Source organism: Bdellovibrio sp. HM001, assembly GCF_055397275.1.
This window is the reverse complement of the sequence record NZ_AP029174.1, coordinates 2,100,501-2,112,725: the sequence shown is the minus strand read 5'-3', so window position 1 is coordinate 2,112,725 and position 12,225 is coordinate 2,100,501. Positions and strand designations below refer to the sequence as shown.

The following is a 12,225-nucleotide window of genomic DNA, read 5'->3' as shown; positions in this document are numbered from 1 at the left end:
CGCAAAGTTTTTCAGGAGTATGCTGTACTTGTCATGAATGACTCTGTCTGGTCTCCTCTGAAAATTTCTGTCTACAGATCCTTTTGGATCTGTGCTTTTTTGTCAAATCTAGGCACCTGGATTCAGGATGTGGCAGCCAGTTGGGTGATGACACATTTGTCGATATCACCCTTGGTGGTTTCTTTGCTGTCTTTCACAGGCAGTTTGCCAGTGTTGTTCCTAAGCATTCCGTCCGGCTATATTTCTGACTTGGGACACAGACGCAAAGTTTTGTTGTTTGCGCAGGGACTTATGTTCTTTGCCGCAGGTCTATTGGCTTATTTGGTCTGGCAGGAAAAAGTCAGTGAAGTCAGTCTGCTGGGGTTATCGCTGGTAATGGGGATTGGTTTTGCTTTGACGAACCCGGCGTTTCAGTCGGTATTGACGGACCTGGTGCCCACACCAATGCAAGCCCAGGCCGTACTTGTGTATTACATGGGGATTAACATCACGAGGGTGTTAGGTCCCACGCTGGGCGGGGGGATTTTAAGTGGCTTTGGTCCCAGCGCCGCTTTTTTGGTGAACAGTTTTTCGTTTCTGGGGTTGATCTTGTTTTTCTGGAAATGGCCGGTGAAAGAAGATCTTTCCGAAAAACAGAATATCAAGATTGTTGAAAACGACTGGAAGCCCTTGTTGTCATTGCATAATATGAAGCTGTGGGCCGAAATCTTTTGTGTCACATTCTTTGCCTCTTCACTGTGGGCGTTGTACCCGACCCGCGGGCGTATTGAATTGCAGTTGTCATCTTTGCAATACGGTTCTTTATTGGGGTTCTTGGGGCTTGGGGCCTGTGTCAGTGCCTTCTTGTCAGAAAAAATCATGCAGCCTCATCGCACCAACAAGTCCTTGGCGGGATCTTATGTGATCTATGCCGTGGGCGTTTTGCTGCTGGGACTGGCGCCGGGATATTTGTACGTTTGTGCGGCGATGTTCTTTGCCGGGATTGGTTGGCTGGTGCTGGCGACCCTGATGAACATGAGTTCGCGCCAGATCACAGGGGCTTCGCGTTTAAAAGCCACCATGTTGGGGGTGTTTTTGGCCGTGTTCTATGCCGGCATGGCGTTGGGGGCCATTACTTGGGGGGCCGTGGCGCGCATCACGACAACCTCATTGTCCTTAGTGGCGGCCGCCACGGGTTTGGCGCTCATAGGGTTTTACAAGGGTCTTAAGGAATTCGTTCCGCGAGACACCTAGGAATTACCATTTTTTTTAGATACTTTTTTCATTCTTATCAGTTCTGATTATTACAAACACGAAAGACCAATTGGGGCCTAGAAATCTGCTTGGCTTATTCGTGGCAATCTTTTATCAACTTCAACCTGTTTAATTAAAAAACATCTGAGGTTCTGATGAAAAGTTTTGTCACGTTGTTGTTGGTATTTGTTGCGGGAGCCGCTTATGCAAGCTCCGAAGTTCGCACCTTGGAAGGGTGTACGGTCCAGCATCCTGAGTTGCCGTGGAAGGCCCCGGCGCAAGCGTCCTGGAGCGGGGAGTGCGGCGAGGGTGAGGCGACAGGTTTTGGATGGTATCGCTTTGATCTGGCTGCAGAAGGCTTTAAAGACAGCAAGGTGGAAGTATTCTTGAATCTTGAAGGTGGTTTATTTAGTAACGATTTTTATTTCGCCCGTATCACCACTGGTCAGCAGATTCAGTATGAAGGTTATGCCGAGGCCGGTGGTTATCAGATTTCTTCTGCTGACTGCGCTGTTCAGGTGCAGTGTCGCCAGGTCAAGACAGCGTTGGAAAATGACGGGAAACCGCCAGTTCCGCCAGAGCGTCCGAAGGCGCCACCGACACCTCCGACAGCGCCGCCCAAAGAAGCTCCTTCTGTGGAGGCGCCAGTCCCTCGAGGGGATTCTTTGCAGAACAGCCGAGAGCATTTCTTGAGAGTCAGTCGTCAAATTCCTATTTTTATGCGCGCACATTTTGGTGAAGACCCGCAGGTGGCTGAGGAAGTGATTCAGTCCATGGCGACCTTTTCCCAAGCGTGGATGAAGTATGCCTCCTTCATTTGTCAACGGGGAGGTCGTCAGTTGAGCCATTGTGAAAAATATCAGTTGGATATGATGTCGACCCTGTTGATGAGAATCATGGCGCAGGAAACCGAGGATTACTTCCCGGTGACACGTGGTTTTTCCAACTACTCCGAAGCCAAGTGTGCAGGGACCAGTTCCATGGTGGATCATTTGAACTGCATACAAAGGCAATGTGAAAAGCGAGTTCGTGAATTGCAGGGGATGCATCCGAAAGCCATGGCGGCGGCGGTGGACGCTATGGGCGCCTATGCCCATGGACTTTCCTATATGACGGCATTGGGTGGTTCTGCGCGGATGTCTGAATCTCTTTATCTCTACGAGCGCATGCTTCAGTTTGTTTACGAGATGGCCTACTTTGATTGGAAGAACTAGGGCCGTGTCCGTTTAGTGGATGCGGTGGTGGCGAGCTTCCTGTTTTTGCTCACAGCAAGGGCAGGAGGCCTCTTCGGAAAGAACGGCATATTCAGTCATCTGTTTGTAGCTGAACTCCAAAGCCGTTCCACATTGCTCGCAGTTATTGATGGCCTGACGGAAAGATTCACGTTTAAGGAACTCTTCAGTAGGTAAGATGTTGAATCTGAAAACTTCCATGGGAACCTCCTTAAAGGCTGTCAGTGCTAACGATACCTTTCTTATCGGTAAAATCCGTTTCAACTTGAGACAAAAATGCGCCATGACATAGAGTTTGAGCAGCGCATTAAGGCCGGTTTTTATGGTCTCTAAACCTAGGTCCAGATACAATCGGCGCCATGAAAGACTACATCCAGTATCTTCAAGACGTCCTGGGTCTTCAAAATGTTATGCTCTCACAAGATCAGGCTTCTGAAGCGGAAGCGGTCAAGACTCGATTTTTCACCTCGACAGGTCCCTTCAATCCTTCCGAGCTGCGCCATTACGAACTGGTGTTTTTAAATATTCTGACTCAGAAGAAAGAAAGTTTGTTCTTGCCAGAGGTGCAGGATCTGGCTGCGAAGATGAAAGCGGCGATGAAGCTGCGCAATTTGCAGGTTCTGGAGCTGGACTGCACGGTCGAGGATCGTTCGCAGTTGCCGTCCGAGTTGGCCAAGGTGTGCGAAAGCAAAGTGGTGGTCGTCTACAGTTCTTTCCCTAAGGACATCGGCGAATTGATTTTCAAAGGACCTGGCAAGTGGCTTGAAACCTACAGTCCGGCGTATTTGTTAGAGGATCCGGGTGCAAAAAAAGTGGTCTGGAATGATCTGCAAAAAGTGATGAAGGAGTTGGGTGTATGAAGTTCCTGATGTTGCTGTTCATGGTCTTTTTTGCAGGGGCGGCGGCAAAGGCTGACTGCACCACCGCGATCACAATCAATGAACCCATTTCAGCATCGACATCGGACTATCTTGAGCGGGCCGAACGCCGCGCTGTTGAAAGCAAATGCAGCTCGCTGTACTTGCGCATAAATACACCGGGCGGCAGCCTGCAAAGCACGCGTCTGATCGTCGAGCGTATCTTGGCGTCTCCGATTCCTTACCTGTGTCTGATCGCGCCTCGTGGCGGTCATGCGGGCAGTGCGGGTGCTATCATTCTGCAGGCCTGCCATGTGAACGGCGGGTTGACCGCCACGAACATTGGGGCCGCCACTCCGATTCTGGGGTCGGGTGGGGAAACTCCGGAAGACCTGCGGAAAAAACTTGTCAACGACACCGTCAGTTGGATGGAAGGTGTGACCAAGCTTCGTGGGCGCAGTTTGAAGTTTTCAAAAGAAATCATCACGGAAGCCAAATCCCTCAGCAGCGAAGTGGCGCATCAGGAAGGGGCGCTGGATATTCTGGCGGCCTCCGAGCTGGACTTCTTGGAAAAAGCCCAGGGGCGCAAAGTTATTGTCGGGGAAAAGAAAGAGACTTCCGTGGTCGCCGTTCATGATCTGCAGGAGTTTGTTCCCGATATTCGCTACAGAGTTCTGAGTTTTGTGGCCGATCCCGAATTTGCTTATCTGCTGTTTATGGGAAGTCTGGCCCTGCTTTATGTCGAGATTACGAATCCGGGATTGATTGCTCCGGGAGTGATCGGTGGTATTGGTCTGGTGTTGTCGATGGTGGCGTTCCATAAGCTGGATGTGACCTGGGGTGGGCTTGCTTTGATTCTGTTGGGAATAGCGTTTCTGGTTGCGGAAATGTTCATTCCAAGCTTTGGAGCCCTGGGTATTGGTGGATTGATCGCCGTTTTTGTGGGGAGTGTGTTCTTGTTTGATGCTCAGACGACGGGTTACAGCCTGCCTCTTTCTTTGATTATTTCTGTTGTGGGTGTTCTGGGAGTTTTGTTCCTGGGCATTGGTTATTTGGCCTTAAAAACCATCCGTATGAAAACCAGGGATTCCGATGCTCAAATGCAGAGTTCCGAGGGAATTGTCATGACGGTGGAAGGCAACGGTCACCGTGGTCAGGTGGAGATCATTGGTGAGATCTGGAACTTTGTTTCAGAAGACCCGTTGCAGGAAAAAGACCGCGTTCATGTGACGGGACGCCAGGGTCTGACGTTGAATGTGAAAAAAATTAAATAAGGAGAAAATAATGGAATTTATAATTGGCCTGATTGTGATCGGTGGTATCGTCGGCAGCTCGATGATCAAGATCCTGAATGACTGGGAGCGTGGTGTGGTTTTGCGTCTGGGTAAAGCCGTGGGTGTGCGCGGACCTGGTTTGATCCTGTTGATCCCGTTCATCGAACGAATGATCAAGATCGACACTCGCACCATCACGATGGATGTGCAGCCTCAGGACGTGATCACAAAAGACAACGTATCCATGCAGGTGAATGCGGTGGTGTACTTCAAAGTGGTTTCCCCGATGGAGGCAATCACGAAGATTGAGGACTACTACTTTGCAACCAGCCAGTTGGCACAGACAACTTTGCGTTCTGTGATGGGTCAGTACTATCTGGACGACGTGCTTGAACATCGTGACAAGATCAATGCGGCTTTGCAGGTGATCTTGGATAAAGCGACAGAATCCTGGGGTATTAAAGTCACCATGGTGGAAGTCAAGCAGATCGACCTTCCCAAAGAAATGCAAAGAGCCATGGCGCGTGAGGCGGAAGCCGAGCGTGAACGCCGTGCCAAAGTCATTTCTGCGGACGGGGAAGTGCAGCGTGCGCAGAAGCTTCAAGAGGCTTCCAACACTTTGGCAGGGTCTCCTTCAGCATTGCAGTTGGCTTATTTGCAGACTTTGACCGAAATTGCGGGTGATAAGACGAATACGATCCTATTCCCTTTGCCGCTAGACATCATTAAGCCCTTCGTGGAAATGGCGAAAAAGGAAAACTAGACTTTAATCGCTGGACCATTGTTGGTTAAATAAAAGGGACAAGGCCGGATGCTTTGTCCCTTTTTATTTTCAAAAACTCTACGGACGGAGTTTGGCAGTGAAGCTAGTATGGGCATCTTTGACTTTCATCATGGTCTTCGTCGGCTTTGTTTCTGACGTGCATTCTTCTGTTGTCTCGGACACGGGTGCTCCTTTGGTGCGAGTGCGATTAAAATCTCTTTCTTCCAAAGTTCAGATCTCCGGTTTGGGGCTTCGCTTTCAGAATCTGACTCAGAATTTCCGCCCGGTGGCGATACCGCAGGACGCGTTGGCTGAAGTGCGTGTGTTGCATAAGGATGGGAAAAAAATCTGGGCGTTGCGCACCAACAGCAAAGCCAGCGAACATCTTTTCACAGACAAGTACCTTCTGATCCAGGGGGACAATATCCGCATTGGCTCGCAAGCACTTCCGTCGCGGGTCTTGCTGAGCATGAACGCTGGCATGGTGGATGTTGTGGGCGTCATGCCGCTGGATGAATATGTCGTGGGAGTTCTTGCCAGCGAAATGCCCTTAGCCTGGCCACTGGAAACCCTGAAGGCTCAAGCCATCGCGGCAAGATCCTATGCTTTGGCGGTCATCAATGAACGCAAAGACAAGGCTTATCATCTGGAAAGCAGTGTTTTGGATCAGGTCTTCCGTCATGTGGTCGCTGAAGACCGCACAAGTCCTTTAATTCAAAAAGCCATGCAGGCCGTTGAGGAAACAAAAGGGATCAAGTTGTGGGATCCAAAAAGCCGTGTTTTGAAGGCCTTCTATCATTCTGATTGCGGAGGTAAAACGACGACCTCCAAGAATGTCTGGAACTATGGCGTGAACACCGGCATCGTCGTGGACAGTTCGTGCCCGACCAATCCCCGTGGCCAGTGGAAGCTGACCTTAAGCAAGGAAGATCTGAAAAAGCGTCTGCGCGTGACTGATTTTGATAGCATCGAGTTCGTCAGAAACCCGCAGGATCAGCGCGTGCAATCCGTGCGTGTGGCCTTCAATGGCAGCCCTGAAAAAGTTTTGTCAGCCAATGACTTCCGACAGTCCCTGGGATTTCAGGATCTGCGCAGTGCTTTGTTTGAAATGAAAAAACAAGGTGAAGAGTTTTTGTTTCAGGGCCGCGGCTTCGGTCACGGGGTGGGTCTGTGTCAGTGGGGGAGTCGCTCACTGGGGCAAAAAGGGTACACTTACAAACAAATCCTGAAGCACTATTATCCACTGGCAAAGCTGCAGTAAAGCATTGCGGGCGGAATATCGGTTAGGTCTGTTTGTTTGAGAATTAGAAGTCAGCCGAAGAAGGTGGGCCAGGAGTTGCTCGCGGGATAAAAGGAAAAAGAGCTCTGCAAGAGAGTCTCTTTCAAGAAAAAATTCAAGGCCTCAAAATTAGAAAGCCAAAAATACGCGGGCGGCGAACATGAAGACTGCGCCCAGAATCAATGCATTTGTCGCTGTCACTGTCATCGTAAAATCCTTTTTTAAGTTTGATACATCCCATTTCGGTAAGATGAGGAAAAATCTTAAATATTTGGTTTTTCGTCGAAGTTTTAGGCATATCAAGATGTGACAGTGGTGCCCCTTTTGCGCACCTGCCGCAGACATTAGACGCTTTGTTTATTTTGTATCAGTCCGGGATGGATGAATATTCCATGTAATAACATATACTTACATTGCTTTTGCAAGGCTTGGCATGTTGGCACAAGCATCGCAATAGAGTCACTGTGAGAGGTCCATCAAACAACCGGACCTTTTAAGTGAGGCTGATATGAAAACATTCAACTCTAAACTGATCTTCCTGCTGGCGGCGTTCTCTTTGATGGGCGTAGGTTGTGGCAAGAGCAATCAGTTCCAGACTGGATCTAACAATACAAATCAGCCTGTTTATGATGGCGGTGTTGGTGGCGAAGCTCCAGCAGCTCCAGATGGAGGCGGTACTTCTTCCGGTTCAACTTCCGGCGGCAACGTGGTTGATTTCGTACCAGTGTCTTTCGCGGAAATGAACTCTTATGTAGGTATTCGTCCCCTGAACAATCCAAGCAACTATAAGTTGACGATTGATTTGGAAAACGTGGGTAACAACCGTTATGGCGGCACTGTGAAGCTTTCTTATGTGGATACTGGCTACACTTATACTGGTACTTTTGATTCTGGTATGGGCACAAATGCGAAAATGAGTGGCTTGCAGGATAACAACATGTTGGAAGCTGAATACAACAGATGGTTCACTTACAACGGCAAAACAGTTTTCAACGGCTTCTTCCAGGATCAATACGGCGCGATTGTGGTGGTTATCGATAAAGTTGTAAACCAGGGTGACGGTCAGGGTTCCAGTACAGTGTCTGGCTCTGTTTACTACAAGAACTTTGGTCAGTCTTATGTGCAGCAGTCTCCGTACAGAAAATGCTGGTACATCCGCTCTGGTCCTTACAACTGCCGCGCTTCTGCTGTGATGAACAAAACAAGTCCTTATCCAGCAGACGGTTACAGAAAGCTTGGAACATTCTCAGGCTTGGTGGTATCCGCAGCGTTTAAATAATCGGCCCCTGCCGACAGAGCTGCAGCGCCTGCGGGCGCGGAAGCTGAAGTGGATTGAGAATTTAGATTTAGACTTTAATAAAGAGAGATTTTAAACCGGAAAAACAGGAGAGAGAACATGGAAAGACTTAACAAAAAAACTTTAAGTTTTCCAGCAATGAGTTTCACACGAGCTTTCGCAGCGCTGGGAATGGTATTGGCCTTGGCGGCTTGCGGAAAGGGCGGCGGCGGTGGCGGTACGAACGCCAATGTTGGTTGGAACTGCTTGCAGCAATCCTGCGGCTCGATCAACCAACCGGTGGTTTTGACGACCTTTACTTCGCAAGCGGCTGATTCCAGCATCGTGTTGCAGAATATGCAGATGGTCGCTCAGTCGGGCTTGATCAGCAACACCTCCACAGGCAGCCCCTACAAATGGTACAGCGGTCCGATCGCAGTCCAGGGGCAGATGGTGGTGAGTCGTGCGATCTATGATTACCAGCCGTATTCACAGACTTTGGCGAGCAACTGTACAATTGCTGCGGGCACTTACTCTCTGCAAACCCGCACAGTGGGATACATGGGCTCTCAGGGACAAGTGGGCGGTTACTCAGATGGTCAGAACATTTTGGTACCGGATCTGATTACGACCAACGGTTCGATTGTGATGCGAATTGAAGCTCCCAGTCCAATGGGTCTGATCTCTGGTGGATCTCGCTTGTGGGGTGTGGTGCGCATCGTGAGTGTGAATGGTGTGACTTGCTCCAATAACTTCTACGGCGAATTCAACTAAGTTTGTCTTAATTCAGTTAGGAATCACCAAGCCCCGGGTTTATGCCTCGGGGTTTTTTATTTCTTGCGCTTGGATGAAAGTCTGGGTCTAATAGGGGTATGGAACTACCTCTTTGGATCGACTTCTTTGATGAACTGCAAAATGTACGAGGACGCTCCCAGAATACGGTGATGGCTTATCGTCGCGATCTGGAGCTTTATATTGAGTACCGTAAAAACAATAAATCAGTGCCTGGTTTTTACGAATTCATGAAAAAACACAACCTCTCCACTCGCTCTCAGGCGCGGGTGATTTCGTCTTTACGCACTTACTTTAAGTTTTGTGAAACCCGCGGGATGAAGTGTCCGGAGTTGAGAGAACTTCGTCCACCTAAAGTCAAAGTGGGTTTGCCAAAAGTTCTGACGCCGCAAGAGTTCCAGAAACTTTTTGATGCCGCTGAAGTCAATGACCCGGTGAAGACCGCACGCAATCAACTGACACTGCTGTTCCTGTACGGCCTGGGTTGCCGTGTGTCGGAATTGATTGCTTTGAACGTTGTGGACTTTAACCAGACAGACCGTTGGATCAAGGTGCTGGGAAAAGGCAACAAGGAACGCCTTGTGCCGCTGACTGAAAAACTAGCGGATAATCTGACCACGTATTTGAAAGAGCATCGCCCTTCCCTGATGAAAGAAAATGGTCCTTCCATTTTGATCAACGATCGCGGGCACAGACCTTCACGCGTGGATGTGTGGAGATGGCTTGCGGCCTGGTCGGCTCGCGCGGGCTTTGATGAGCCTGTAAATCCGCATAGATTCCGTCATGGTTGTGCCACGGCTCTTCTGGAAAGTGGCGCGGATTTGCGCTCGATTCAGATGTTGTTGGGACATGCAAGCATCCAGACAACGCAGATTTATACGAATGTCACCACCCACACGATGACCAAAACCATCGAAGAACATCATCCGCTGTCGCAGATGGTGGAGGCGGATAAGTAATTGTCCGGAACCCGAAGGCCTTCCCAGTGAAGGCCTTTTTTATTGTCTTTTGAAGACGGGGCTGTTCTTGCTTTTTCGCCCGTCGCTATGAAAATAAAATCTCTTATTCGCAATCATGATCGTCTGGTGCCGGTTGAAGTTGAACTTAGCTTTGTCGCAGGCTTGCCGCAAATCCAGTTTTTAGGGCTTCCGGATCAGGCCATCAAAGAAAGCATCCATCGCATTAAAAGTGCCATTCGGAATCAGGGCTTTGAGTTTCCTAAGGCACAGCAGATTCTGGTGAACCTGCGCCCTTCGCATCTTAAAAAAACTTCGCGCGGTCTGGAATTGGCTGTGGCCTTGGGGATTCTGTGGGAGACCGAGCAAATTCCCAAACCAGACAGTAACGAGGCATTTGTGTATGGAGAACTTTCGTTAGGGGGCGAGGTCTTCGAGCCAGAAGATCTGATGGAGGACTTTGACCCGGAAGAAGCTTTGCAGATTTGGACAGGGACGGGGCTTGATAATAAGGCTCCGTTCACAAGATGGCGTTTGCAGGAACTGAAGGATGTCAGTCAGCCCGAAATTGTACCACTGTCGCCGCGAGAGTATGTGTTGGAGCGCCCTTCTTTTGGGCTTGATCTGGAGTTCCCGGAACGTCAGGCGAAGTTGCTGAAGCTTGTGGCCCTGGGGGAACACTCTGTGCTGCTCGCTGGGCCTGCGGGGTCGGGGAAAAGCACCATCGCCAAAAGCCTCCATTCGCTTTTGCAGGCACCGACGCAAAAAGAAATGCATGAAATCAGACAGAATAACAAGGGTGGCAGCGAGGCTCCTTTAAGCTGGCGTCCTTTGGTGCATCCCCATCATTCAACGACACCCCTCGGCTTGATTGGTGGGGGTGTGCCTCCTTTTAAAGGCGATATCACGCGAGCCCATAAGGGAATGATGGTGCTTGATGAGTTGCTGGAGTTTCACACCCGGGCTCAAGAGGCCTTGCGTGAACCGATGGAAGACTTTCGGATTCGCATTCGCCGTGGCCGTTATGTGGAGGAACATCCCGCTGAAGCGCTGGTGATTGCCACGACAAACCTGTGTCCTTGTGGTGATTGGGTGCCGAACTCGCGTGTGATCTGTGGGCGTTCGATCAAGAAGTGTCAGTCTTATATGGAACGATTGTCAGGACCTCTGGTGGATCGCTTCCAGGTCACTTTCTTTACTCGCAAACGTGAGGAGGGCAGTACGATCACGGGGCAAAGTTTACTTCAAGAACTGGAGGAGGCTCGACAGTTCAGGGCAGGGATGGCCAAGAAAGATTCGCGCTTCCATAAAGTGGCGGCTCGTTGGAGCTGGGATGAACTGACCCAGGACCTTCCCAGTTTTTATATGCGAGAACTTTTCCCGAAAGAGCTTTCCTCGCGTCGTCGGGAGCTTGCGACGCTTCGAGTCGCAAGAAGTCTTGCGGACCTGATGAGGGCGGAAAAACTGCATCCACTGCATGTGGAAGAGGCTTTGAAGATCACTCATCTGCCATTTGAAGCATTAAAACGTCTTGGATGCTAGGGAAGGCCAGGTGTTTGGCGTTGACAGAAAAGGACGGAAAGATTAGTTTTAACCTTCCTTCGACGGTGAGTTGGCCGAGGGGTTAGGCAAGGCTCTGCAAAAGCCTCTACAGCAGTTCAAATCTGCTACTCACCTCCAAATAAACCCGCTTTATGCGGGTTTTTTCGTTTCAAGGCCCTTGCTCTGACGGGTCGCCAAGGCCCCGGCCTCAGCGACGTCAGTGATTGAATATTATTTGCCGGAAAGATCAAACGGGAAACTCAAAGACAGACTTACCGCCGAAGAATCAAACTTCGAGAAGACCGTAGAGATGTCCCCCTTGATGCCGCCAGCTTCAAACTCATTAAAATTTGGAATGACGTATTCCAAATTAAGCGAAAGTCTGTTCAGAGCTTTGTATCCAGCCCCCACTTTCAAAACAGTTCCGGTGAAATCTGTTTCCCCGCTGTCGTCTTTCACAGTGCTCTTTGCCGAGAACCCATATCCACCCCAGAAGCGGAATCTATTCACGTCATATCCAATCACGGCACCCGCAATGCTCTTGGTATAGGTTGAAGACGAGGCTCCCGCCTGACTGCTTTCGGAATCACCATGACCCAATGTGTATTCACCGGCCAGCCACAATCCCTGACTGAAGCGATACCCCAGTCGGGCTCCGTAGTTAAGACCCTTGTTGGTCACGGTGAAGTCCGACCCAACAGTGGGGGTGGCTTCAATTTTTTCCTGATCATAGCCAACAAAAGGCTCCACTAAAACACCGGCCTGACTCTGCAAGCTCATCAACACGCCGATCACCAATGCTCCGATAGCGCCGTATATTCCAACATATCTGTTCATAAAACCTCCCTATTATTTCTTTCCAGTTTTTCCAGTGCGGTCGGTCCACCTTGGACCAACTCTCTTTCAGGCAACAGCTCGTTTCCTTTCACTTTTAACTTTAGGAAAGAAAAATGTGAGAATGTGAGAGGCAAAAAAACAACTCACGCCTCAAGTTAAGAAAGTCATCTCTTTCCAACCATGT

At 49.7% G+C, this 12,225-nt stretch carries 12 protein-coding genes and 1 tRNA gene; 11 read left to right on the top strand and 2 right to left on the bottom strand.

Annotated elements, in window-relative coordinates:
* Positions 1-33 precede the first annotated feature (33 nt).
* Both ACZ5ZZ_RS10205 and ACZ5ZZ_RS10200 read left to right on the top strand, forming a co-directional pair.
* Positions 34-1,233, top strand: coding sequence for an MFS transporter (locus ACZ5ZZ_RS10205; protein ID WP_464117109.1), 1,200 nt, complete (start codon positions 34-36; stop codon positions 1,231-1,233).
* Positions 1,234-1,388: 155 nt separating this feature from the next.
* Positions 1,389-2,447, top strand: a complete 1,059-nt coding sequence (locus tag ACZ5ZZ_RS10200; protein ID WP_464139219.1) for a hypothetical protein — start codon at positions 1,389-1,391, stop codon at positions 2,445-2,447.
* A gap of 12 nt (positions 2,448-2,459) precedes the next feature.
* On the opposite strand, the gene ACZ5ZZ_RS10195 is transcribed toward ACZ5ZZ_RS10200, so the two are convergent.
* Positions 2,460-2,666, bottom strand: a complete 207-nt coding sequence (locus tag ACZ5ZZ_RS10195) for a hypothetical protein (RefSeq protein WP_464139218.1) — start codon at positions 2,664-2,666, stop codon at positions 2,460-2,462.
* A gap of 158 nt (positions 2,667-2,824) precedes the next feature.
* Between ACZ5ZZ_RS10195 and ACZ5ZZ_RS10190 the strand changes: the two genes are divergently transcribed.
* The 9 genes from ACZ5ZZ_RS10190 (at position 2,825) to ACZ5ZZ_RS10150 (ending at position 11,342) form a co-directional block, all read left to right on the top strand.
* Positions 2,825-3,325 carry a hypothetical protein gene (locus ACZ5ZZ_RS10190; protein ID WP_464117099.1) on the top strand — a complete coding sequence of 167 codons (501 nt, stop codon included), beginning with the start codon at positions 2,825-2,827 and terminating at the stop codon, positions 3,323-3,325.
* Positions 3,322-4,596: an NfeD family protein gene (locus ACZ5ZZ_RS10185; protein ID WP_464139216.1), complete on the top strand. Its 1,275-nt coding sequence runs from the start codon at positions 3,322-3,324 to the stop codon at positions 4,594-4,596. Before ACZ5ZZ_RS10190 ends, ACZ5ZZ_RS10185 begins: the two co-directional genes overlap by 4 nt.
* Positions 4,597-4,606: 10 nt before the next feature.
* Complete coding sequence (locus ACZ5ZZ_RS10180; protein WP_464117097.1) at positions 4,607-5,359, top strand: slipin family protein; 753 nt, start codon at positions 4,607-4,609, stop codon at positions 5,357-5,359.
* A gap of 97 nt (positions 5,360-5,456) precedes the next feature.
* Positions 5,457-6,620 carry a SpoIID/LytB domain-containing protein gene (locus tag ACZ5ZZ_RS10175; protein ID WP_464130937.1) on the top strand — a complete coding sequence of 388 codons (1,164 nt, stop codon included), beginning with the start codon at positions 5,457-5,459 and terminating at the stop codon, positions 6,618-6,620.
* A 526-nt stretch (positions 6,621-7,146) separates the two neighbouring features.
* Entirely contained in the window at positions 7,147-7,917 is a 771-nt protein-coding gene (locus ACZ5ZZ_RS10170; RefSeq protein ID WP_464117093.1) for a hypothetical protein, read from the top strand.
* 117 nt (positions 7,918-8,034) lie between these two features.
* Positions 8,035-8,688 carry a hypothetical protein gene (locus ACZ5ZZ_RS10165; protein WP_464117092.1) on the top strand — a complete coding sequence of 218 codons (654 nt, stop codon included), beginning with the start codon at positions 8,035-8,037 and terminating at the stop codon, positions 8,686-8,688.
* Positions 8,689-8,786: 98 nt separating this feature from the next.
* Positions 8,787-9,665, top strand: coding sequence for a site-specific tyrosine recombinase (locus tag ACZ5ZZ_RS10160; RefSeq protein WP_464117091.1), 879 nt, complete (start codon positions 8,787-8,789; stop codon positions 9,663-9,665).
* Between the two features lie 87 nt (positions 9,666-9,752).
* Positions 9,753-11,204, top strand: a complete 1,452-nt coding sequence (locus ACZ5ZZ_RS10155; protein WP_464139214.1) for an ATP-binding protein — start codon at positions 9,753-9,755, stop codon at positions 11,202-11,204.
* Positions 11,205-11,268: 64 nt separating this feature from the next.
* Positions 11,269-11,342: transfer RNA gene (locus tag ACZ5ZZ_RS10150), tRNA-Cys, on the top strand.
* Positions 11,343-11,435: 93 nt separating this feature from the next.
* On the opposite strand, the gene ACZ5ZZ_RS10145 is transcribed toward ACZ5ZZ_RS10150, so the two are convergent.
* A complete protein-coding gene (locus ACZ5ZZ_RS10145; RefSeq protein WP_464139213.1) occupies positions 11,436-12,041 on the bottom strand; it encodes an outer membrane beta-barrel protein in 606 nt (201 codons plus the stop codon).
* Between the last annotated feature and the right edge of the window lie 184 nt (positions 12,042-12,225).